The 23,493-nt window shown below is 71.9% G+C and carries 18 protein-coding genes; 8 read left to right on the forward strand and 10 right to left on the reverse strand.

What is annotated here, in order from left to right; genetic code table 11:
* Nucleotides 1-463: 463 nt before the first annotated feature.
* Nucleotides 464-1,129, reverse strand: a complete 666-nt coding sequence (locus tag QQS16_RS17710; RefSeq protein ID WP_286062769.1) for an HAD family hydrolase — start codon at nucleotides 1,127-1,129, stop codon at nucleotides 464-466.
* Nucleotides 1,130-1,414: 285 nt separating this feature from the next.
* Complete coding sequence (locus QQS16_RS17715; RefSeq protein ID WP_286062770.1) at nucleotides 1,415-1,930, reverse strand: DUF6912 family protein; 516 nt, start codon at nucleotides 1,928-1,930, stop codon at nucleotides 1,415-1,417.
* Nucleotides 1,931-2,270: 340 nt separating this feature from the next.
* Between QQS16_RS17715 and QQS16_RS17720 the strand changes: the two genes are divergently transcribed.
* Nucleotides 2,271-2,990: an Rv3235 family protein gene (locus QQS16_RS17720; protein ID WP_286062771.1), complete on the forward strand. Its 720-nt coding sequence runs from the start codon at nucleotides 2,271-2,273 to the stop codon at nucleotides 2,988-2,990.
* A 162-nt stretch (nucleotides 2,991-3,152) separates the two neighbouring features.
* Here QQS16_RS17720 and secA read toward each other — a convergent pair whose 3' ends face one another.
* The gene (secA, locus tag QQS16_RS17725; protein WP_286062773.1) at nucleotides 3,153-5,993 is read right to left on the reverse strand and encodes a preprotein translocase subunit SecA; all 2,841 of its coding nucleotides are present in this window, start codon (nucleotides 5,991-5,993) and stop codon (nucleotides 3,153-3,155) included.
* A 282-nt stretch (nucleotides 5,994-6,275) separates the two neighbouring features.
* On the opposite strand from secA, the gene QQS16_RS17730 reads away from it, so the two are divergent.
* Nucleotides 6,276-6,881 (forward strand): GNAT family N-acetyltransferase, encoded by a 606-nt coding sequence (locus QQS16_RS17730; RefSeq protein WP_286062774.1) that lies wholly within the window; start codon nucleotides 6,276-6,278, stop codon nucleotides 6,879-6,881.
* Nucleotides 6,882-7,111: 230 nt separating this feature from the next.
* Nucleotides 7,112-8,284: a winged helix-turn-helix domain-containing protein gene (locus tag QQS16_RS17735; protein ID WP_286062775.1), complete on the forward strand. Its 1,173-nt coding sequence runs from the start codon at nucleotides 7,112-7,114 to the stop codon at nucleotides 8,282-8,284.
* 15 nt (nucleotides 8,285-8,299) lie between these two features.
* Here QQS16_RS17735 and QQS16_RS17740 read toward each other — a convergent pair whose 3' ends face one another.
* The 7 genes from QQS16_RS17740 to mtnA all read right to left on the reverse strand — a co-directional run bounded on the left by QQS16_RS17740 (nucleotide 8,300) and on the right by mtnA (nucleotide 17,656).
* A complete protein-coding gene (locus tag QQS16_RS17740) occupies nucleotides 8,300-9,046 on the reverse strand; it encodes a response regulator (RefSeq protein ID WP_286062776.1) in 747 nt (248 codons plus the stop codon).
* Nucleotides 9,047-9,251: 205 nt separating this feature from the next.
* Nucleotides 9,252-9,944 (reverse strand): ribosome hibernation-promoting factor, HPF/YfiA family, encoded by a 693-nt coding sequence (gene hpf, locus QQS16_RS17745; protein ID WP_286062777.1) that lies wholly within the window; start codon nucleotides 9,942-9,944, stop codon nucleotides 9,252-9,254.
* Between the two features lie 308 nt (nucleotides 9,945-10,252).
* Nucleotides 10,253-11,557 (reverse strand): ComF family protein, encoded by a 1,305-nt coding sequence (locus QQS16_RS43975; protein WP_502963807.1) that lies wholly within the window; start codon nucleotides 11,555-11,557, stop codon nucleotides 10,253-10,255.
* Between the two features lie 312 nt (nucleotides 11,558-11,869).
* Complete coding sequence (locus QQS16_RS17755; protein WP_286062778.1) at nucleotides 11,870-13,702, reverse strand: LpqB family beta-propeller domain-containing protein; 1,833 nt, start codon at nucleotides 13,700-13,702, stop codon at nucleotides 11,870-11,872.
* A complete protein-coding gene (gene mtrB / locus QQS16_RS17760) occupies nucleotides 13,692-15,812 on the reverse strand; it encodes an MtrAB system histidine kinase MtrB (protein WP_286062779.1) in 2,121 nt (706 codons plus the stop codon). Before mtrB ends, QQS16_RS17755 begins: the two co-directional genes overlap by 11 nt.
* A gap of 1 nt (nucleotide 15,813) precedes the next feature.
* On the reverse strand, nucleotides 15,814-16,503 hold the full coding sequence (gene mtrA, locus QQS16_RS17765) for a two-component system response regulator MtrA (RefSeq protein ID WP_016438163.1): 690 nt from the start codon (nucleotides 16,501-16,503) through the stop codon (nucleotides 15,814-15,816).
* Between the two features lie 4 nt (nucleotides 16,504-16,507).
* A complete protein-coding gene (mtnA, locus tag QQS16_RS17770; RefSeq protein WP_286062780.1) occupies nucleotides 16,508-17,656 on the reverse strand; it encodes an S-methyl-5-thioribose-1-phosphate isomerase in 1,149 nt (382 codons plus the stop codon).
* Between the two features lie 140 nt (nucleotides 17,657-17,796).
* Between mtnA and QQS16_RS17775 the strand changes: the two genes are divergently transcribed.
* The 5 genes from QQS16_RS17775 to QQS16_RS17795 are packed head-to-tail and all read left to right on the forward strand — an operon-like array spanning nucleotide 17,797 to nucleotide 23,485.
* Nucleotides 17,797-19,164, forward strand: coding sequence for a DUF7847 domain-containing protein (locus QQS16_RS17775; protein ID WP_286062781.1), 1,368 nt, complete (start codon nucleotides 17,797-17,799; stop codon nucleotides 19,162-19,164).
* A gap of 4 nt (nucleotides 19,165-19,168) precedes the next feature.
* Nucleotides 19,169-19,987 carry a DUF4129 domain-containing protein gene (locus tag QQS16_RS17780; RefSeq protein ID WP_502963808.1) on the forward strand — a complete coding sequence of 273 codons (819 nt, stop codon included), beginning with the start codon at nucleotides 19,169-19,171 and terminating at the stop codon, nucleotides 19,985-19,987.
* Entirely contained in the window at nucleotides 19,984-21,186 is a 1,203-nt protein-coding gene (locus QQS16_RS17785) for a DUF4350 domain-containing protein (protein ID WP_286062783.1), read from the forward strand. The genes QQS16_RS17780 and QQS16_RS17785 overlap by 4 nt, the downstream gene beginning before the upstream one ends.
* Entirely contained in the window at nucleotides 21,186-22,175 is a 990-nt protein-coding gene (locus QQS16_RS17790; RefSeq protein WP_286066362.1) for an AAA family ATPase, read from the forward strand. Before QQS16_RS17785 ends, QQS16_RS17790 begins: the two co-directional genes overlap by 1 nt.
* A complete protein-coding gene (locus QQS16_RS17795) occupies nucleotides 22,175-23,485 on the forward strand; it encodes a DUF58 domain-containing protein (RefSeq protein WP_286062785.1) in 1,311 nt (436 codons plus the stop codon). The genes QQS16_RS17790 and QQS16_RS17795 overlap by 1 nt, the downstream gene beginning before the upstream one ends.
* Nucleotides 23,486-23,493 lie beyond the last annotated feature (8 nt).

A 23,493-nucleotide genomic window follows, 5' to 3' on the forward strand; every position in this document is an offset into this window, starting at 1 on the left:
GCCACCAGGCTATCGCTCCTTACAGGTGCCTCGTCACGAGCCGTATGTGTACAAAAGCGGGGGTGGAACTTTGACGTTCCGCACTAAAGCGGGAACCGGCCAGTCGTGCAGGGGCGACTCCCGCGCACCTCTTCAGCCCCTCCGGCGCTTGAGGACGGCCCGCCCATGCAGCCCCCGGAACGGGAAGGAGAGGTAACCAGCCCGTCCGGCGCTTGAGGACGAGGCCGTCCAGGCCGAAGCGGGGGTCTGGGAGCGACAGCCCCCAGGGACGGGAAGGGAAGGGGCGGCGGGGGCGAAAACCCACCCCACGACCGGCCGACGCCACCACCGCAAGTCCTCCCGAGCACCACCCCCGGTGCCCCCAGCACCGTTCCGGCGGCCGGCAGCAGCGTGTCGCCGTGGCCCGCGCCCTGGCCGCCCGGCCCCAGATGCCCGCCCAGCCCGACCGGCCCTCCCCCGCCGCCTACGCCGCCAACCGCTCCGCCTCCACCACCGCCTCCGCCAACGTGTCCACCACGGGCACCCCGACCCCTTCGAGGCTGGCCCGGCTGTGCGATCCGCCGGTGTACAGCACGGCCCGCGCCCCCACGTGCAGCGCCGCCACCGCGTCGTCCGCCGCGTCGCCGATCACCACCGTGCGGGCCGGCTCCACCTCCGCGAGCGCCGCCAGATGCCGCACCATGTGCTCGGCCTTGCTGCCCCCGGACGGCCCGGTCCGCCCGTCCACCCGCAGGAAATGCGCCTCGATTCCGAACGTCCGGACCAGCGGGACGAGTTCGTCATGGACGTACATGCTCAGGATCGACTGGCTCCGCCCCGCCGACCGCCACCCCGTGAGCAGCTCCGCCACTCCCGGCGTGAGCCCGCACCCCACCCGGTGCTCGGTGTAGTACCGGTGGAAGGTCGCGTCCATGACCTCCCACTCGGCGTCAGTGGGCAACCGCCCCATCAGCCGCTCGTAGAACTTCGGCACCGGCACGCAGTACAGCGCCCGGTACTGCTCGATCGTGATCGGCGCCAGCCCCAGCTCGCCGAACGCCGCGTTCGTCGCTCCGATGATCGCGTCGTTGTCGTGGAACAGCGTGCCGTTCCAGTCCCAGACAATGTGCGCGCCCGTCTGCTTCCCCATGCAAAAACGGTACCCGGCGCCACTGACAATCATGAGCCCACCGATGGCGACCCGACCCGGGGCCCGCAGCACGGGGCAGCCGCACGCACCTCGGCAGCGGGCGCGGTCAGACCGGGACGGGCCCGGAGGGGGACCGGTCGGAGGGGCACCGGTCGGAGGGGGACGGTCCAGAACCGGGACCGGTCAGAACCGGGACCGGTCAGGCCGGGGCCGGTCAGGCCGGGGCCGGTCAGGCCGGGGCCGGTCAGCCCAGAGACAGGACGGCCCGGGGGAACACCCGCCCCCTCAGTCCCCCAGCCCCACCAGCCTCGGGATCTCCTGCGTCGCGAACCACAGCAGCTCGTGGTCCTCGGCCCCGTCCACGACGAACTGCGCGTCGTCGTCCCCGCCGTCCGCCGCCTCCAGGGCCTCCGCCGCGGCGGTCACGTCCGCCTCCGCGTCGTCCGCGTCGACGTGCACGGCCGCCGCCTTGGCCAGCCGTACGGTCCCGGCGACCCGCACCTCGCCGAGCGCCGCCGGATCCAGCGCCCGGTCGGGATCGGCGGTCGCCGTTCCGTCGGGCACGTCCACGGCGACCACGACCCGGCGCCGCGCCGCGTCCGGGTCCGCCGCCAGCAGCCGCAGGGACGCCAGCGCGGCCCGGTTCAGCGCCGCGTACTCGAGTTCCTCGATGTCGTCGGAGAGGTACCACTCGCGCAACGCCGGCGTGACCGCGTACGCGACGAACGGCCCGGTCCCCAGCTCTCCCGTCTTGTACGCCTCGGCGAGACCGGGAAGGGTCAGGGGGACGTAGACGCGCATGGCTGGCCGCTTTCGTGGTCGGTTCCGTGGTCGCGGACTCCACAACAGAGTCCTCGGAAGGGCGAGCCCGCACCTCCCGGGGGCCTTCAGGATACGCGCGGGCGTCCCCTTTCGAGTCCCTGCCCATGCCCTCGCGGACGTCATCCCGACGCCTCAAAAATCACCCGGCGCACCCTCTCCACCAGGCCTTTCCCCGCCGGGACCACCCGGATAAGCGAACCTCCCGGCCACCCCGACCCGCGCCCCGTCCTCCTTGCCCTGGCACCCCGCGGCCCCGTACAAGATCCCCAAGCACGAAGTTACCGCCCGGTATCTCCGGGTCGATCGAACGGGGACCTCCATGAACAAGGTCATGACCAGGGCCGGCCATCACCCCGGTGCCCGCCCGCCGGGCCGCCGCGACCCCCGCCGCCCCGGCGGCGCACCCCCGCGCACGCCGGGCGGAGACACCGTCCGCACCACGACCCCCGACGGCCGACCGCCGGGCTCATCGGGCGGTCGTGGTCCCGCCCTCCGTACCAGGCCCACCGACACCCGCCCCTCGACCGCGCCCGCCGTCACCACGCCCACCAGCACACGCCCGAGCACGGCGAGCACGGGGAACGTGGGGAGCACGGCAAGGGCGACGGCGACTGGCCCGGCAAGGGCGACAGCCCCGCAGACGACCGCGAGGACGGCCACCGCCACAGCGACAGCCCCGGCCCGGCCGGTCCCCCAACCCCGCCCCACCGACGTCTTCGCCGACCGCCTCCTCGCGGTCCTCAGCGGCCGGCGCCCCGTCCACTCGATGCTCCGGCACACCGCGGGCCGCGCCTACGACGAACTGGCCTGGCTCGCCGAACGCGGCCCCCTGCGCACCACCCGGGGCACCACGCCGGTGGTCCGCGACATCGGGTACTTCGTCCCCCGTCCCGGCGCCATCGAGGCCTTCGCCCGCATCGGCGCCGGCAGCCGGCTGCGCGCCATGGCCTTCCGCCTGGAACAGGGCCGTGACCTGCGCTGGCGCTGCACGGCGGTGGAACTGGGCGGCCCCCGCCGACCGCACACAGACACCGCCTGACACCACGGACAGACGGACACGACGGACACCGACTCCGCACCGGCTGACGCCGATCACCCCGGCCACCCCGCCGAGCGGCACCGCATGCCGAAGGGCCGGGCACCCAGAGGTGACCCGGCCCTTCAAGCCGCTACGGCGCCGCAGGCACCGGCAACGGCACCGTCACTTCTTGCGTCGCCGCCCGCCGCGGGACTGCTTGCGCCGCTCCGCGCGCGTGAGGCCGTCGGCCTGCGAGCGCACCGGCTCCTCGTCGTCGGCGAAGTCGCCCTCGATGACGCCGCCCTCGCCGTCCACGGTCGGCGCGGAGAAGTGCAGTTCCCGCCGCTGCGGGACGTCGAGGCCCTTGGCCCGGATCTCGGGACGCCCACCCGCCTGCGCCGGCACGGTGTCCTGCTTGTCGAGCGACGGCTTGGCGTCCTCGACCGGGACCTCCTCGACCTGCTGCTCGACCTGGACCTCCAGGTTGAACAGGTAGCCGACGGACTCCTCCTTGATGCCCTCCATCATGGCGGTGAACATGTCGAAGCCCTCGCGCTGGTACTCGACCAGCGGGTCCTTCTGCGCCATCGCGCGCAGGCCGATGCCCTCCTGGAGGTAGTCCATCTCGTAGAGGTGCTCGCGCCACTTGCGGTCCAGGACAGACAGCACGACCCGGCGCTCCAGCTCACGCATGATCTCGGAGCCGAGCTGGGCCTCGCGCTGCGCGTACTGCTCGTGGATGTCGTCCTTGATGGACTCGGAGATGTACTCGGCGGTGAGTCCGGCCCGGTCGCCGGCCGCCTCCTCCAGCTCCTCGACGGTGACCTTCACCGGGTAGAGCTGCTTGAAGGCGCCCCACAGCCGGTCGAGGTCCCAGTCCTCCGGGAAACCCTCGGCGGTCTCCGCGCCGACGTACGCGTCGATGGTGTCGTCCATGAAGTGCTGCACCTGCTCGTGCAGGTCCTCGCCCTCCAGGACCCGGCGGCGCTCGCCGTAGATGACCTCGCGCTGCCGGTTGAGCACCTCGTCGTACTTCAGAACGTTCTTACGGGTCTCGAAGTTCTGCTGCTCGACCTGCGACTGGGCCGACGCGATCGCGCGCGTGACCATCTTGTTCTCGATCGGCACGTCGTCCGGGACGTTCGCCATCGACATCACGCGCTCGACCATCTGGGCCTTGAACAGGCGCATCAGGTCGTCGCCCAGGGAGAGGTAGAAGCGGGACTCGCCCGGGTCGCCCTGACGGCCGGAACGGCCGCGCAGCTGGTTGTCGATACGCCGCGACTCGTGCCGCTCGGTACCGAGGACGTAGAGCCCGCCGAGTTCCTTGACCTCTTCGAACTCGGCCTTGACCGCCTGCTCGGCCTTCTCCAGGGCGGCGGGCAGCGCCGCGGCCCACTCCTCGATGTGCTCCTCCGGGTCGAGGCCGCGCTGCCGCAGCTCCGCCTCCGCGAGGTCCTCGGGGTTGCCGCCGAGCTTGATGTCCGTACCGCGGCCGGCCATGTTGGTGGCGACCGTCACGGCACCCTTGCGGCCGGCCTGGGCGACGATCGTCGCCTCACGGTCGTGCTGCTTCGCGTTCAGCACCTCGTGCTGGATGCCGCGCTTGGACAACTGCCGCGACAGGTACTCGGACTTCTCGACCGACGTCGTACCGACGAGGATCGGCTGGCCCTTCTCGTGCTTCTCGGCGATGTCGTCGACGACCGCCTCGAACTTCGCGGCCTCGGTGCGGTAGATCAGGTCCGACTGGTCCTTGCGGACCATCGGCCGGTTGGTCGGGATCGGGACCACGCCGAGCTTGTAGATCTGGTGGAACTCGGCGGCCTCGGTCATGGCCGTACCGGTCATGCCGCAGAGGCCGGGAAGCTCCTTGCCGTTGTGGTCGTGGCGCTTGTAGAGGCGGAAGAAGTTCTGCAGGGTGATCGTGGCGAGTGTCTGGTTCTCGTCCTTGATGTCCACCCCTTCCTTCGCCTCGATCGCCTGGTGCATGCCCTCGTTGTAGCGGCGGCCGGCGAGGATACGGCCGGTGTGCTCGTCGACGATCATGACCTCGCCGTCGATGACGACGTAGTCCTTGTCCGCCTTGAAGAGTTCCTTGGCCTTGATGGCGTTGTTCAGGTAGCCCACCAGCGGCGTGTTCACCGACTCGTAGAGGTTGTCGATGCCCAGCCAGTCCTCGACCTTCGCGACACCGGACTCGTGGATGGCGACCGTGCGCTTCTTCTCGTCGACCTCGTAGTCGCCGGTCTCCTCGATGCCCTTGAGCGGGTTGCCCGCCTCACCGCGCTTGAGGCGCTTGACCAGCTTGGCGAAGTCGCCGTACCACTTGGTGGCCTGGTCGGCCGGACCGGAGATGATCAGCGGTGTACGGGCCTCGTCGACGAGGATGGAGTCGACCTCGTCGACGATGGCGAAGTTGTGGCCGCGCTGGACGAGTTCGTCCTTGGACCACGCCATGTTGTCGCGCAGGTAGTCGAAGCCGAACTCGTTGTTCGTGCCGTACGTGATGTCGCAGTTGTACTGCTCACGACGCTGGGCCGGCGTCATGTTGGCGAGGATGCAGCCGACGTCCAGTCCGAGGAACTTGTGGACGCGCCCCATCATCTCGGAGTCACGCTCGGCCAGGTAGTCGTTGACCGTGATCAGGTGGACGCCCTGGCCGGAGAGGGCGTTCAGATACGCCGGCAGGGTGCCGACCAGGGTCTTGCCCTCACCGGTCTTCATCTCGGCCACATAGCCGAGATGCAGGGCGGCGCCGCCCATCATCTGGACGTCGTAGTGACGCTGTCCGAGGACACGCTTGGCGGCCTCGCGGACGGTGGCGAACGCCTCGGGCAGCAGATCGTCCAGGCTCTCGCCATCGGCGTACCGCTGCTTGTACTCATCGGTGAGGGCCCGCAGCTCGGCGTCGGAGAGGTCGACGAAGTCCTCTTCGATGGAGTTGACCTGGTCCGCGATGCGGTGCAGCTTGCGCAGGATCTTGCCTTCGCCTGCACGCATGATCTTGGAGAGGACGGACACGGGGGTTGGTCTCCTTGCCGGTCGGGCCTGGGACGGTCGGTTTCCATGGGACTTACTGAGCAACGGCCATCGTATGCGAGGACCCCACCGCGCCGGGAGGCCCTGCCGGGACGACGACCGTCCACTCCTTCACGCGCCTGCTTCGAATCTCCTTCAAAAAGGACAACGGCCGGACTTCGCGGATGGTGCCGCGTGCCGCCGAGGAATTGCGCGAATTGTGATCACCCGCTCACGCACGGAGAAAGGATGGCGTCCTTCGGCCCGTCTGAGCAGAATCACCCGATGGATCCCGTCACGCTCACCACGGACCGCCTCGTCCTGCGCACGGTCGACGCGCGGCACACCGACGCCGTGTACGCGGCAGTCCAGGACCCCGACATCCAGCGCTGGACCACGATCCCCGTCCCCTACCTCCACGAACACGCCCTGAGCTTCACCCGGCAGGTGGTCCCCGACGGCTGGGCCGACGGTTCGATGTTCACCTGGGGCCTCTTCCTCCCCGGAGGGGAGGACCTGGTGGGCATGCTCAGCATCACCATGCGCTCCCTCGGCACGGCCGAGATCGGCTTCTGGGGCACGAAGCGGCACCGCGGCAACGGCTATCTGACGGAGGCCGCCCGCGCCGCCTCCCACTGGGCCTTCCTCCAAGCCTGCGTCGACCGCGTGGAGTGGCGCGCGGAAGTGGGCAACGCACCCTCGCGCGCGCTGGCGGAACGCGCGGGCTTCACCATCGAGGGCACACTGCGCTCCGCGATCACCAACAAGGGCGTGCGCCGGGACTGCTGGGTGGGATCCCTGCTCCCGTCCGACCTGGGCCTTCCGTCGAGTGCGCCGTACTTGCCGGCGACGACGCCGGCACCAGCACCGCCCGGCCCGTCCGGCGCCTGAGCACGAGCCACGCAGGCGGAGGCCCGGGAGCAGGAGGGGCCGGACCGGGGCGGGCCTGGCCGGGGCGTGACAGGGCGGGGCGTGGTGGGGCGGGCCGGGGCGTGACAGGGCGGGGCGCGGTGGGGCAACAAAGGGTGTACTCGCGTGGCACCGAACCCGACGCCCGGTACCCCGCGACAAACTCCCAGCCCATCCCCCACTGTCAGTGCCACCCCTTATCGTGCGATGCCATGACGACCCCGCGCCCCGCCACCCACCTCTCCGCAGACGAGGCCCGACGCCTCGCCCTACGAGCTCAGGGCTTCCTCGGTGCCCCCGACCGCAGGTCCGGCGTCCGAGGCGTCCTCCGCCACCTGGGCGCGGTCCAGCTCGACACCATCTCGGTCCTGGCCCGCTCCCACGAACTCATCCCGTACGCCCGCCTGGGAGCGGTGGGCCGCACGACGGTCGAGAACGCGTACTGGAAGGACACCCACGCCTTCGAGTACTGGTCCCACGCCGCCTGCATCCTCCCCATCGAGGAGTGGCCCCACTTCGCCTTCCGCCGCCGTGCCTACCGCAACCGTCCGCACTGGAACCACGAACTCCCGGACGGCGCCTACGACCAGGTCGTCAAGCAGCTCCGCGCCGAGGGCCCCCTCACGGCCACCGAACTGGGCGGCGCGAAGAAGACCAGCGAGTGGTGGGACTGGTCCAGCTCGAAGGTCGCCGTCGAACGCGCCCTGATGTACGGCGAGGTGGTCTGCGTCGAGCGCCGCGGCTGGAAGCGCGTGTACGACCTCGCCGAACGCGCCGTACCGGCGGCGCTGCTGCACGACGACCTGGACGACACCGAGTGCCTGCGCCGTCTGGTCCGCCTGGCCGGCCAGTCCCTGGGCGTCGGCACCCGCGCCGACATCGCCGACTACCACCGCCTCAGGGGCGATCAGGTCGACGCGGTGATCGCCGACTCGGGCCTGGTCCCGGTCACGGTCGAGGGCTGGGGCAAGCAGGCCTGGGCCGACCCCGCGGCCCTGGAGACACCGCCGCGCGGCCGCCACCGCACCACACTCCTGTCCCCGTTCGACTCCCTCGTCTGGGAACGGGCGCGCACGGAACGCATCTTCGGCTTCACCCACCGCCTGGAGGCCTACGTCCCCAAGCCGAAGCGGGTGTACGGCTACTTCGCGATGCCGGTCCTGGCCGGCGGCCGGCTCGTCGGCCGCGTGGACCCGGCGCGCGAGGGCCGCACCCTGGTCGCCCGTCAGGCCACCCTGGACGGCCCGAAGGCGGTCCCGGCGGTGGCGCAGGCACTGGTCGAGGCGGCGAGCTGGGTGGACTGCACGGACGTCCGCGTGGAGCGGGTGGACGCACCGGATCTCCGCGAGCCCCTCACCAGGGAACTCGCCCGCGCGCTCGCCTGAGCCCGTCGGCCCGGACTACCGGATCTCCAGGATCTTCTCGCGCATCGCGTACACGACGGCCTCCATCCGGGAGTGCAATTGCAGCTTCTCCAGGATGTTGCGCACGTGGTTCTTCACCGTGTTCTCGGAGATGAAGAGTTCCTTGGCGATGTCCCGGTTGTTCATTCCCGTGGCGACGAGTTTGAGGACTTCCAGTTCCCGGTCGGTGAGGCGAGGCGCGGGCACAAGTCGGCGCTCGTCGGTCCGCTGGATCATCGACTTGAACTCGGTGAGCAGTTTCGACGCCATGGACGGGCTGATCTGCGACTGTCCGTCGGCCACCGCGCGAATGGCGGTCGCCACCTCGTCCGTGGAGATCTCCTTGAGGAGATATCCGGTCGCGCCCGCCTTGATCGCGTCGTAGAGGTCGGCCTCCTCGTCGCTGATCGTCAGCATGATGATCTTCGCGCTGGGGGCGACCTCCTTGATGGAGGTGCACGCCTCGATACCGCCCCGCTTGGGCATCCGTACGTCCATCAGCACGATGTCCGGCAGCAGGTCGGCGGCCTTGTCGACGGCCTCCGCGCCGTCACCGGCCTCGCCGACGACCTGGATGTCCTCCTCGGCGGCGAGCACGATCTCCAGCCCACGGCGGAAGAGGGCGTGGTCGTCCACGACCAGGACACGGATCGGCTCCTTGCGTGCAGATCCCGCGTCCGGGCCCATGCCGACGGCGCCGTCGCCGGCGTTCTCGTCCTGCATCGGTCCGAAGCTGTCCGCCATCGTTCCTCCCCCTGAAGGCTGTGGCCTGTGGTTCTGTGCCATCGCCAACCCAAGGCAACGGCCCAGCGGTTGGGCCGGTGCGGCCATGATTCCATGCCCGGACGACACTGAGGTGACAGAGCGGGGCGTGAAGTGGTCGCACACCGATGCCCCTGGGGGCGCACGCGCGCACCAGGGGCACCGGCTCAGCTTGTCCGCCGGGCGGTCAGCCGCCCAGCGTGTCACCCGCCGCCGGGGGTTGCGCCTGGGTCACCATCGGGTCCGTGCTGAGGTGGATGACGCCGTAGTCGTAGGCGTGTCGCCGGTAGACGACACTCGGCTCCTTGGTCTCGGAGTCGATGAACAGGTAGAAGTCGTGCCCGACCAGCTCCATCTCGTAGAGAGCCTGGTCGAGGGTCATCGGAGAGGCGACGTGGGTCTTCTCACGGACGACAAGGGGGCCGTCACCCTTGATCTCCAGCGAGCCGATCTTCTTGGTGGGCACCCCGTCCGACTCCTCGTCGTGGACGGCGTGACCGTTCACGTCGAGCGTCGCCGCGTCCGGGACGTGGTCGGGGACCTCGGCGGCCGTGAGCCGCCGTGCGCCCCGGCGGGTGTGGCGCTTGTCATGCTCCTTGCGCAGCCGGGCGTCCAGCTTCTCCGCCGCCAGGTCGAGTGCCGCGTACGGGTCGCTGGCCGCCGCCTCCGCCCGGATGACCGGACCGCGGGAGCGGAGCGTGATCTCCACTCGGTCACAGCGGTCGGCTTGTCGGGGGTTGGGCTCCTTGGACACCTCCACGTCGAGGCTGATCACCTTGCCGTCGAGCTTCTGGATCTTCTCCAGCTTCAGCTTCTCGGCCACGTGCTTGCGGAACCGCTCGGGCACCTCGGTCTTGCGGCCCTTGACGACGATGTCCACGCAGAACTCCGTTCCCGGATCGCTCCGCCTCGCTGCGGAGCATCTCCCTTTTGCACCAGGCTCCGGTGAGTCCCGGAACCTCGGACTCGGTGACGCCCACCTCCCCCGCAGGCAAGATGTCCACTCCACCGGTGCGGGTGATGATGAAAAATCCCGCAGCACAGCATTCGATAAGAGAGGTGTGGCCTGGGCCTTTCTCTCACAACCGAACATATCTCGCCCGGACGGATGTCGTCACCCTCTACTACGACCTACCTCCGTTCAGGTGAATTGGACCTCTCATTACCTGCAACGATGCAAGTTTCCCGTCAGTTCCGGTTTATTTCGAAAGAATCTGGCGTGGCTGCGACCACGGCCGCGCAGAACACGCCACGGACAGCGCCGCCGCCCGCCGTTCCGGGCCGGCCGGGCACCCACCCCGTCTCCTCCTCCATCACCCGGGGCGTCCGTCCCTCTCTGCGTTCCCGACTTCCTGCCCCGTACACGGCCGTGCTCAACCCCCGACATTCCTCCACTCCACCATCCGCCCGGCAGACACCCACCTTCCCCACACCGCCCCCGCAATCCCCGGCCTCCGCTCCACCGGCAGCCCGGCCACACCCACCCGTGCCCCGCCCACGCTCTGCGCCACCGCGGGAGGCGGCTGCCCACTCACGCCCCGGACCACCGTCGTACAGCCCTGTTCCCGCCGCCCCATCCACTCCCCCACGGCTCCTCGAGGCCGACTCCCCCGCACCCACCCCGCCGCCGTACGTCACCGCCCCGCCCGCGACCCCTGCCTCCGTCTCCCCCACCGACGCCACCCACACGGCACGTACCGCACGCGCCGCCTCCGCCAAGGACGCCCCGGTGGTCATCAGGTCGTCGACGAGCACCACCGGGCCACCGGCCAGCAGTCGCTCCCCGCCCGGCACCACCACCAGCGCGCCCGCGAGATTCTCCAGCCGCTGCCGGGAGTTGAGCCCCGTCTGGTCGGCCACCTCCCGCCGCTGCCGCAGCACGGCGGCCACCCGCGCCGGTGTCCCGGCCCGCCGCAACGCACGGGCCGCCGCGAGCGCGATCCGCCGCGCCGGATCATGCCCCCGCGCCCGGACCGTCCTCCGCGCGGACGGCACGGGAACAAGCACCACGGCCCCGCCGCCCCACACCGTCCCGCCGCCCCGCGCCGCCTCGTAAAGCGCGCCCTCCGACCGCTCGCCACACCCACCACCGCCGATCCCCGTCCCCACCTCCGGCACTCCATCCCGCGCATCCCATCCGACCCGTCCGTCGGCTGCCCGCAAACCCGCCCGTCCACCGACGTCGCCCCCCGCGCCGACCTCCCGCACTCCCGCCCACACGGCACCCGCGAGCGCCGTGCCGAGCGGTGCCGCGAGGGCCAGCGCACCTCGTTCCTTGTGGGCCAGCAACGCCGCCCGCACCTCGTCCGCGTACCGTGCCGCCGCGTGCACGACCGGCAGACCCGGTGGTTCCGGCACCGGTCGCACCCGACTCGGTGCGGCCCCGCTCAGAACCGCACGGCACCCCGGACAGAGCACCGTGCGTGGCCGCCCGCAGCCTCCGCACTCGGTCGGCAGCACCAGGTCGGTGAGGTCCTGCCACCACCCCCGCATGTCCACCACTGTGCCCGTGCCGACGCGTCCCGGCCACCCCTGTGGACAACCGCCTGTGGACAACTCCGGCCTGTGCCATGGACAGCGGTTGACGCGCCCTCACCAGCACAGACGCACGGCCTCACGCAGCGGAAACGGCCGCCCCCACCGGAGCCGTACCCCGGCGAAAACGGCCGCTCGTCCCACCGGTCGCCAACTCACCGGTCGCCCAACTCACCAGTCGCCCTGTCACCGGTCACCCACGCGACCGGTCACCGACTCACCGGCCGATCCGGTGCACCGGCTGATCCGCGTCACGCCGACCGACCCGGCTCACCCCGGATAGACGGGCGCCGTCCCCTCCGTGTCGACCTTCTGCCACTGCGCCCCGGACGGCAGCCGCACGATCCCGTCCTCCGAGTACGCCACCAACGGCATCTGGTCGTCCTCGGACGCGGCGATCTCCTTCACCCCCGTCAGCGCCGCCGGCGGCGGTCCCTCCGGCGTGGAGCCGTCGACCTGGACGTACCGCATCTGCTGCACGCCGCCCTGCTCGCGCCCGACCACCACGAGCCGGCTGTCCCCAGCCCACGACATGGCCGTGACCTCCTCCAACTCCGGAGTGGCGAACCGCAGTTCCTGGACCGATACGGACGGCTCTCCACTCGTCCGCTCGCCGCGCTCGATCCGCCCGATGAACAGCGACTGCCGGCCGTCCTTCTCCACCACGAGCGCGATCCGCACCCCGTCGGCGGCCACCCGGACGTCCTTGATACGCCCGTCCAGTCCCGGAGCGTCCACCTTCAGCGGCTCACCCGCGCCGTCCTCCAGCACCAGCAGCCGCGCGTTGCCCGGATCGCGGTCCGCCACCCACAGGTCGCCCTCCGCGTCCCAGCTCGGCGTGGTCAGCCGGTCGTCGGCCTTCGCACCCCCGCTGAGGAGCACGGGCTCCCCGAGCGACCCACCCGACGCCAGCGACCCGACGTACAGCGCCTTGCCGTCGATGCCGACGCCGGCCGCCCTGTGCTCGTCGCGCGACACCGCCACCGACTGCAGTTGCTTGCCGCCCTCGCCCAGCGCCCCCGGCACCGCGTCGGGGTCCGTACCGTCGCTGTCGGCCGGTATCCGCACCAGCCGGTGCTTGCCGTCGACGAAGTACAGGTAGCCGGGATGGCGCACCGAACCCCTCGCGGCGACCGCGTCGGCCCCGCCCTCGGTCAGCGCGCACAGCTGCTCGCCGCCCGCCTCCAGCGCGACCTCGTCCACCGCCGGCGTGAGGTTCTTCAGGGTGAACAGGATCTGGGCCGCCATCTCGCCGCACACGGTCTCACCGACCCGGGCGGCCCTGTCGTTCAGCGGCACGGTCAGCCTGCTCTGGTCGTCGGGCGTCAGCGTGGTGACGCCCTTCCGCAGCTCCGTCCCGGTCGGGAAGCTCGACCTGACGACCGGCCCGAGCCACGCCGTGGGCCCGCTGAACAGGGACCGCACCATGTTCGTCATCGGATCCACCCGCTTGCGCACGTACACCGGATCGGCGACCGCCACGGTCTGCGGGGGCGTCCCCCCGGTCGTGTGCGAGGCGAAGTAGTACTTGTCGACGGAGACGTAGTTGCGCTGGAAGTCCGACTTGCCCATGACGACGCCCTGCGGCAGCCCGTCGATGCGCCACTGTTCGGTCTTCCGGTCCCGCACCAGGTGCACCGCCTGCGCGTAGTCCCCGCCGGTGGGCACGTACGACTGCTGCGCGTCCACGGTGGCGACCCTGGTGCCGGTCAGCGTGAACAGGAAGTCGTCCGTCTCCTCCCGGCCGACATCCGGCTCGACCTCGATGCCCGGCCCTTCGGCGAGCACCGTGGTGGACCGCTCCGGCTCCCAGGTCTTGGCGGCTTCGGCGGTCAGATACTTGCGGGCCGTCTCGTAGTGCGGATCATCACTGGTCAGCGCCTCCAGGAAACCCTGCACGATCGCGTTGGGCCGCGCGTCCTCCTGAGGCGGCATGGCGAAGACCCGCACCTGCGTGTCCTGGCGTGGCGTGGACTCGACGCCCCGCAGATCGCCGCTGTCCGGCATCGAGGCGCACCCCGCCAGCAGGACGACGCCACAGGCGGCGTACGCCATCACGCGCCCCGGTCCGCGCCGGGCGCCTCCCTCGCGGTCATCGCCCACGAAATGCCTCCCCTTGCTCGTACGACTCCGCCGACGCGGCCTCAGCGGAGGCCGCCGACGGGTTCTCCGGCCCGGTGTCCGGGCCGCTTCCGGTCCCGTCCCGGGGCCCGTCACCGACGGGCGTCTCGGGACGGCGCACACCCGAAGCCCCCGAGCCCGGCCGGGGCACCACGCGCGCGCCGCTGCCGGGCAGTGCCGTCGGATCGGCCATGGGCGCCATGGTGGCCAGGCGCGGCGCGATCGGGTCCCGCGACGGCGTCCGGTCGCCCGTCGACTGGGCGGGCACGGTGGCCTTCTTGTCCCCGCCCCCGCGCGGCAGCCCGGCGTCGCGGAGCCCGCGATTGCGGCGCGAGTCCTTGGGTTCGAGCGGTATCGGGGAGCCTCGCAGCGGCTCGTCCGCGGTGCGCGGCAGCGTCAGCCGGAACTGCGAACCGCCACCCGGCTCGCCCCACGCCTGCAGCCAGCCCCCGTGCAGCCGGGCGTCCTCCAGGGCGATGGACAGCCCCAGGCCCGTACCGCCGGTGGTACGCGCGCGTGCCGGGTCGGCCCGCCAGAAGCGGCTGAAGACGCGGGTCGCCTCGCCGGGCTTGAGCCCGACCCCGTAGTCACGCACCGCGACCGCGACCGCCCCGCCCGCCGCGGCGAGCTTGACGATGACGTCCTTGCCCTCGCCGTGCTCCACGGCGTTGACGACCAGGTTGCGCAGCACCCGCTCCACCCGCCGGGCGTCCGCCTCGGCGACGACGGGCTGCTGGTCGCCGACCACCCGCACCGTCGTCCCCTTGCGCTCGGCGAGCGGTTCGGCCCCGCTGACGACCCGCCGTACGACCTCCCTGAGGTCGATCGGTTCGGCCTCCAGGGCCGCGGCGCCCGCGTCGAAGCGGCTGATCTCCAGCAGGTCCGCGAGGAGCGTCTCGAACCGGTCCAGCTGGTCGGCGAGCAGTTCGGCCGACCGTGCGGTCACCGGGTCGAAGTCCACGCGCGCGTCGTGGATGACGTCGGCCGCCATCCGCACGGTGGTCAGGGGCGTGCGCAGCTCGTGCGACACGTCCGACACGAACCGCCGCTGCATCCGCGACAGGTCCTCCAGCTGCTGGATCTTGAGCTGGAGGTTCTGCGCCATCTTGTTGAAGGCCTCACCCAGCCGGGCGATGTCGTCCTCGCCGGTGACCTTCATCCGTTCCTGCAGGCGCCCCGCGGACAGCCGCTCGGCGATCCCGGCCGCCATCCGCACCGGGGTGACGACCTGCCGCACCACCAGCCAGGCGATGGCCCCGAGGAGTACGACGACGAAGAGACCGGCCGTCGCGAGGGTCCCCTTGACCAGGCTGAGCGACTTCTCCTCCTGGGTGAGCGGGAAGAGGTAGTACAGCTGGTACGGGTCGCCGTTCGGGTCGTTGACCTGCTTGCCGATGACGAGGGCCGGCTGGGACGCCTTGCCGGATGACGTGTCGTAGGTGATCCGCGTGTAGCTCTGCGCCGCCGCCGTACTGCCGTCGACGCGCTCACGCAGGTCCTCGGGCACGCTCGCCGCCCAGTCGACGTCACCGGAGGCGCGGGGCCCGCGCCCGCCGCCGCTGTCGTCGCCCGCGGCGGGGAGCGTCACCACGTCGAACGCGCCTTGGCCGCCGCTGGCGAGCGACTCCACCAGTTCGCTCATCCACTGGATGACGTTCTGCTCGGTCCGGTCGTCCACCGGGGCGCGGTCGTCCCCGGTGCCGGCCCCCGCCTCGTCGGACTTCTGCTTGGCCACCGCGAACCCGCCGGTGGCCTGGCTCTGCGAGGCCTTCACCTTGGCGTCCAGCAGGCCGTTGCGGACCTGCCCGATCACCACGAACCCGAGCAGCAGTACGACGCCCAGCGACATCAGCAGCGTCGTGACGACGACCTTGAGCTGGATGTTGCGCCGCCACAGCCGCATGACGGGCAGCAGCGGCCGGCGCACCCAGCGCATGAACAGACGCAGGACCGGGCTGCCCTGGACTCCGCCCTGCAGCAACCCGCCCTCGAAGAAGCGCCCCCAGCGGGAGCCTGCCGTCTTCCGGCCGACAGGCCGCTCCGCGTGAGCCCCGGTCCGCCCGGGCGACGAAGCGGCACTGTCCTCGGACATGTCAGCTGGGCCCTGCCTTGTATCCCACACCACGGACGGTCACCACGATCTCCGGCCGCTCCGGGTCCTTCTCGACCTTGGAGCGCAGCCGCTGCACATGCACGTTCACCAGCCGGGTGTCGGCCGCGTGCCGGTAGCCCCACACCTGCTCGAGAAGCACCTCCCGGGTGAACACCTGCCACGGCTTGCGGGCCAGCGCGACCAGCAGATCGAACTCCAGCGGAGTCAGCGCGATCGACTGCCCCTCCCGCTTCACGGAGTGACCGGCCACGTCGATGACCAGATCGCCGATGGCGAGCTGCTCGGGCGCCGGTTCCTCGGACCTCCGCAGCCGCGCCCGGATCCGGGCCACCAGCTCCTTCGGCTTGAACGGCTTCACGATGTAGTCGTCAGCACCCGATTCCAGGCCCACCACGACATCGACGGTGTCGCTCTTGGCCGTGAGCATCACGATCGGCACCCCGGACTCCGCCCTGATCAGGCGGCACACCTCGATACCGTCCCGGCCCGGCAGCATCAGATCGAGCAGCACGAGGTCGGGCTTGGACTCACGGAAAGCGGCCAGCGCCTTGTCGCCGTCGGCTACAAAAGACGGCTCAAAACCTTCACCACGCAGCACAATGCCGAGCATCTCGGCCAGTGCGGTGTCGTCGTCGACGACAAGGACTCGTCCCTTCATAAACGACATCATCCCATTAGCTAATCGTTACCTGGCGTGACCTGGCACACAGCTCCGCAAGCGCCTCAGCCGTCACGGGCGAAACGACGCCTTCCTCGGTGACGATCGCCGTCACCAACTCGGGCGGCGTCACGTCGAACGCCGGGTTGTACGCCTGGGTCCCCAGGGGTGCCACCGGAATCCCGCCTCCCGCTTCCGCTCCCGCCACGGGCACCTGGGGTGCTGTGAGCTCGGTCACCTCATGACCGGGACGTTGTTCGACCTCGATGGACGCCCCGTCCGGCGTGTCCGGATCCAGCGTCGTCACGGGCGCCACGACGATGAACGGAACGTGGTGGTACCGCGCGAGCACGGCGAGCGGGTAGCTCCCCACCTTGTTCGCCACCGAACCGTCGGCCGCGATGCGGTCCGCCCCGATGAGCACCGCGTCCACCTCTCCGGCCGCGAACAGCGAGCCCGCCGCGTTGTCGGTCAGCAAGGTGTACGCCATACCGCTGCGAGCCGCCTCGTACGCCGTCAGGCGAGCACCTTGCAGCAACGGACGCGTTTCGTCCACCCACAGGCGCCTGAGCCGCCCCGCGCGATGCGCCGCCAGCGCCACCGCGAACGCCGTTCCCTCCCCGCCCGACACCAGGGAGCCCGTGTTGCAGTGGGTGAGGATCCGGTGCCCGCCGCCGGGCAGCAGCTCGTCCAGCAGCGCCAGCCCCCGCTCGGCCATCCGGGTGCTCGCCTCGGCGTCCTCCCGGTGCAGCCGGCGGGCCGCGGCCAGCGCCGCCTCGGCGGCCTGCCGGTCGTTCCCGCCCTTGCCCAGCTCGGCCCGGTACGCGGCGTGCGCCCGGCGCACTCCGACGGCCAGGTTCACCGCGGTGGGACGCGCTCCCGCCAGCGCGGCGGCGGCGTCGTCCACCTCGAATCCGCGCGCGGCGGCGAGCGCGACACCGTACGCCCCCGCGATGCCGAGCAGCGGTGCCCCGCGCACGGCGAGCGAACGGATCGCCTCCACCAGCGCGGACGCGTCCGTACAGACCAGTTCGACCTCCTCGGCCGGCAGCCTCGTCTGGTCGAGAAGCACCAGTACGGGGCCTTCGGGTGGTTCTTCCCAGCGGATCGTCGGTAGTTCGGTCGGCCTGCTGTTCTCGCCGGTTTGCGCGTACTGATCAGCCATGCGATCAGTCTGCCCCTTATCCAGCTCACAATTGAAGGTGTGCAGCCCATACCGTGGCTGGTCACTCGGCGACCGCCCCATGGCACGATGGCTGCCAACCTGCCGCCGCGACCGCGGACGGGCACCGTGAAGGAGCGACGATGAACGACACTCCGGGCTGGGCCTCGCCCGGATCCGCCCCGAACGACGGGCAGCGGCCCGGCGCGTCCGGCTCCCAGGAACCCACCGACCGCCCCGGTGGGCAGGACCCCGCGGACCAGCCGGCAGCGCAGCCGGGACAGGACCCGCAGGGCCCCGGCCCGCAGTGGTCCAAGGAGCAGCCGCCGCCCGCCCAATGGCCCGCGCCCACGGGCCCCACGGCCCCCGGCCAGGCCCCGCCACCGCCCCCGCCGCCCGGCCCGGGCTGGGGCACCCCACCCCCGGCCGGCCCCGGTGGCTACGGGGGCTACGGCCCGCCGCCCGGCGGACCCGGCGGCTGGGGAGGCGCCTACGGCCCTCCCGGCGGCTACGGCGGCTGGGGAGGCCCCCCGCCCGCGGCCAAGCCCGGCGTCATCCCCCTGCGGCCGCTCGGCGTCGGTGAGATCCTCGACGGCGCGGTCTCCACCATGCGCACCTACTGGCGCACCGTCCTCGGCATCTCCCTGACCGTCGCCGTGCTCACGGAGATCGTCGTCATCCTGCTTCAGGGCCTCGTCCTGAACGACTCCGCCGGCACCGACGCCCTCAACGACCCGAGCGCCACGCTCGACGAGCTGACCCGGGCCATGGGCGAAGCCATGCTCGGCTCCGGAGTCGTCTTCCTGATCACGCTGATCGGCACCGTCGCCGCGACCGCCCTGCTCACGACCGTCACCAGCCGTGCGGTGCTCGGCAAGTCGGTCACCATCGGCGAGGCCTGGCGCGACGCCCGCCCCCAGGTGCTGAAGCTGTTCGGCCTGATCCTGCTGCTGCCGCTCATCGCCATCGGCATCGTCTTCGCGGGCACGGTGCCCGGCATCCTCCTGGCCGTCTCGGGCCAGGGCACGGGGGGCGCCGTACTCGCCGTCCTGGGCGGCCTGGGCGCGGCCGTCGTCGCCGTGTGGCTGATGGTCCGGTTCTCCCTGGCCACGCCCGCGCTGATGCTGGAGAAGCAGAGCATCACCAAGTCCATGAGCCGCTCGGCGAAGCTGGTCCGCGGCTCCTGGTGGCGGATGTTCGGCATCCAGCTGCTCGCCGGGATCATCGCGAACATCCTGGCCGCGATCGTGGTCCTGCCCTTCACCTTCCTCGCCGCCGCGGTCAGCGGCGACGGCATCGGCGGCTTCCTGAACGGCACCGGCGAGCTCGGCTGGACCTTCCTCATCGTCAGCGGCATCGGCTCGGTGATCGGCTCCATGATCACGTTCCCGATCACGGCGGGCGTCACCGTGCTCCTCTACGTCGACCAGCGCATCCGACGCGAGGCCCTCGACCTCGACCTGGCCCGCGCCGCCGGCGTCCAGGGCTACGGCACCACGCCCGGGAGCTGATGCGGTGAACCTGGCGGGGGGAGTTCTCACAGCGATACCGGCACCGCAGCACACAGCCGACTCGGCGGCACAGCTCGCGCTGCGCGCCGGCGCAGTGTCCGTGCGCGCCGTGTCACGCGCGGCCGACACCACGTCCGTCCTGTCGCTCTCCCGCTCGGACGACGCGCCACCGCTGACGACCCCACGCGACCCCGCGAGGGAGGCGGCCCGGCGCGAACTGTCCAAGCGGATGTACCACGAGGACGACCCCGGCCTCTTCGAGCGCGCCCTGAACGCCTTCTGGGACTGGGTCGCCGGGCTCTTCGACGCCGCCTCCGCCGCGACACCCGGCGGACCGCTCGGCCTGGTCGTCGTCATCGTGGCCGTCCTCGCGGTCCTGGGCGCCCTGTGGTGGCGCCTGGGCACCCCCCGCCGGGAGCCGACCTCAGCCCCCGCCCTGTTCGACGACCGTCCCCGCAGCGCCGCCGAACACCGGGCCGCCGCCGAGGCGCACGCCGCCCAGGGCCACTGGAACCAGGCCGTCCAGGAACGCATGCGGGCCATCGTCCGCTCCCTGGAGGAACGCGCCCTGCTCGACGCCCGCCCCGGCCGCACCGCCGACGAGGCAGCCGTGGAGGCGGGCCGTGCGCTGCCCTCCCGAGCGGACCGGCTGCGCGCCGCCGCCCGGGACTTCGACGACGTGACGTACGGCGGCCGACGGGCCGGCGAGCCGGCGTACCACCGCATCGCCGAACTCGACCGTGATCTGGAGCGCACCAGGCCACAGCCGGCGAGCAGCAGCCACAGCGCGGCCCACGACGCCCGCCGGGGAGCCGCCGAATGACCACCGAGGCCACGCTCCCGTCCACTTCGGCCTCGCCCACCGCACGTCAGGTGTGGACCCGCGCGCGAGGCGTCGTCCTCGCCCTCGTGATCCTCCTGGCGGGTGCGGTCGCGATCGCGGCGATCCGCTCCGACGCCCGCCACGGCAGTCTCGACCCGCGCTCCCCCGACCCCTACGGCAGCCGCGCGGTGGCCGAACTCCTCGCCGACCGAGGCGTCACCACCCGCGTGGTCACCACCCTCGCCGGGGCCCGCGCCGCGGCCGGCCCGGACACCACCCTCCTGGTCGCCGCGCCCGACCTGCTGACCGAGAGTCAGCAGGAGGAGCTGCACTCCGCCACGAACGGCTCCGGAGGCCGCACCGTCCTCGTCGCCGCGGGCGGCTGGTCCGTCGAGCGGCTCGCCCCGGGCATCGTCGCGGACCCCGCCACCAGCCTCGACTCCACGCTCTCCCCCGCCTGTGCCCTGCCCGCCGCCCGGCGCGCGGGCCGGGCCGACACCGGCGGAATCCGTTACACCGTCACCCGCCCCGGGGCCGACGAGTGTTACCCCAGCGGACGACTGGCCACTCTGGTGCGCCTCCCGGCCCCGTCCGGGAACGGCGACACCGTCGCCCTCGGCGCGCCCGACATCCTGCACAACGACACCCTCGACGAGCAGGGCAACGCCTCGCTCGCCCTGCAACTCCTCGGCTCCCGCCCCCATCTCGTCTGGTACCTCCCCTCGCTCTCCGACCCCGCCGCCACCGACCCGGACGACGAGAAGGGCTTCTTCGACCTGCTCCCCTCCGGCTGGCTCTGGGGCACCCTTCAGCTCTTCATCGCCGCCGCACTCGCCGCCCTCTGGCGGGCACGCCGACTCGGCCCCCTCGTGCCCGAAAGACTCCCCGTGGCGATCCGCGCCTCCGAGACCGTCGAAGGCCGCGCCCGCCTCTACCGCAAGGCGAACGCCCGCGACCGCGCGGCCACCGCTCTTCGCTCCACCACGCGCACGCGCCTCGCCCCCCTGGTAGGCATCCCCGCGTCTCAGGCGCACGCGCCCGAGGCCCTGCTCCCCGCCCTGTCCGCCCACCTCCACAGCCCCGGAGACGGACAGGCCATGCACTCGCTCCTCTTCGGCCCGCCGCCCAACGACGACGCGGCCCTCATCTCCCTCGCCGACCAGCTCGACGCCCTCGAAAGAGAGGTACGCCGTCCATGATGGACCCGACCACTGACAACGCCGGGCCCACGGGGGACGCGGACACCGCCCGCGCCTCCCTGGAAGCCCTGCGCGCCGAGATCGCCAAAGCCGTGGTCGGCCAGGACCCCGCCGTGACCGGCCTCGTCGTCGCTCTTCTCTGCCGCGGACACGTCCTCCTCGAAGGCGTCCCCGGAGTCGCCAAGACGCTCCTCGTCCGCGCTCTCGCGTCCGCCCTCGAACTCGACACCAAGCGGGTCCAGTTCACCCCCGACCTGATGCCGAGCGACGTGACCGGCTCTCTCGTCTACGACTCCCGCAGCGCCGAGTTCTCCTTCCAGCCCGGCCCGGTGTTCACCAACCTCCTGCTGGCCGACGAGATCAACCGCACCCCGCCCAAAACCCAGTCGTCCCTCCTGGAAGCCATGGAGGAACGCCAGGTCACGGTCGACGGCACCCCACGCCCGCTCCCCGACCCGTTCCTGGTCGCCGCGACCCAGAACCCCGTCGAGTACGAGGGCACCTACCCCCTCCCCGAAGCCCAGCTGGACCGCTTCCTCCTGAAGCTGACGATCCCGCTCCCCTCCCGCCAGGACGAGATCGACGTCCTCACCCGCCACGCCGAGGGCTTCAACCCGCGCGACCTGCGCGCCGCCGGCGTACGCCCCGTCGCGGGCCCCGCCGACCTGGAAGCGGCCCGCGCCGCGGTCGCCAAGACGACGATCTCCCCCGAGATCACCGCCTACGTGGTCGACATCTGCCGAGCCACCCGCGAGTCGCCCTCCCTCACCCTCGGCGTCTCCCCGCGCGGCGCCACGGCCCTGCTCGCCACAGCCCGCGCCTGGGCCTGGCTGACCGGCCGCGACTACGTCACCCCGGACGACGTCAAGGCCCTTGCCCTGCCCACCCTCCGTCACCGCGTACAGCTCCGCCCGGAGGCCGAGATGGAAGGCGTGACAGCCGACTCCGTCATCAACGCGATCCTCACCCACGTCCCCGTCCCCCGCTGATGGCACTCACCGGACGCGCCGCCCTCCTCGCAGCCCTGGGCTCCCTCCCCGTAGGCATCTGGGAGCCCAGCTGGACGGGCATCCTCGCCGTCAACGCGCCCCTGGCCGTGGCCTGCGCCTGCGACTTCGCCCTGGCCGCACCCGTACGACGGCTCGGCCTGACCCGCTCCGGCGACACCTCCGCGCGCCTCGGCGACACCGCCGACGTGACCCTCACGGTCACCAACCCGTCCCGCCGCCCGCTCCGCGCCTGCCTCCGCGACGCCTGGCCCCCCAGCACCTGGCAGCCCGGCACGGAGGTCGCCGCCTCCCGCCACCGCCTGACGGTCCCGGCCGGCGAACGCCGCCGCGTGACCACCCGCCTACGCCCCACCCGCCGCGGCGACCGCCGGCCGGACCGCGTCACCATCCGCTCCTACGGCCCGCTCGGCCTCTTCTCCCGTCAGGGCACCCACCAGGTCCCCTGGACGGTGCGCGTCCTCCCCCCGTTCACCAGCCGCAAGCACCTGCCGTCCAAACTGGCCCGTCTGCGCGAACTGGACGGCCGCACCAGCGTGCTCACCCGCGGCGAAGGCACGGAGTTCGACAGCCTCCGCGAATACGTCCCCGGCGACGACACCCGCTCCATCGACTGGCGCGCCACAGCCCGCCAGACCACGGTCGCCGTACGCACCTGGCGCCCCGAACGCGATCGCCACATCCTCGTCGTCCTCGACACCGGCCGCACCGCAGCGGGCCGCGTGGGCGACATTCCACGCCTTGACGCCGCCATGGACGCGGTCCTGCTCCTGGCCGCCCTCGCGTCCCGCGCCGGCGACCGCGTCGACCTCCTCGCTTACGACCGCCGGGTACGCGCCCTCGTCCAGGGCCGCTCGGCGGGTGACGTCCTGCCGTCCCTGGTCAACGCGATGGCCACCCTCGAACCCGAACTACTGGAGACAGACGCCCGAGGCCTCGCGGCCACCGCGCTCAAGTCGGCTCCTCGCCGGTCTCTGATCGTGTTGCTCACGACCCTCGACCAGGCTCCGGTCGAAGAGGGCCTGCTGCCCGTCCTCTCCCAGCTCACCCAACGGCACACCGTCCTGCTGGCCTCGGTCGCCGACCCGCACATCGCCCGCATGGCCACAGGCCGCGGAACCACCGAGGCCGTCTACGAGGCCGCGGCCGCAGCCCAGGCCCACGCCGAACGCCACCGCACGGCGGACCAGCTCCGCCGGCACGGCGTGACAGTCGTCGACGCACCACCCGAAGACCTGGCCCCGGCGCTGGCGGACGCCTATCTGTCCCTCAAGGCAGCGGGCCGCCTCTGACAACAGGG

Origin of the sequence: Streptomyces sp. ALI-76-A, from assembly GCF_030287445.1 — a bacterium.
GTDB lineage: Bacteria > Actinomycetota > Actinomycetes > Streptomycetales > Streptomycetaceae > Streptomyces.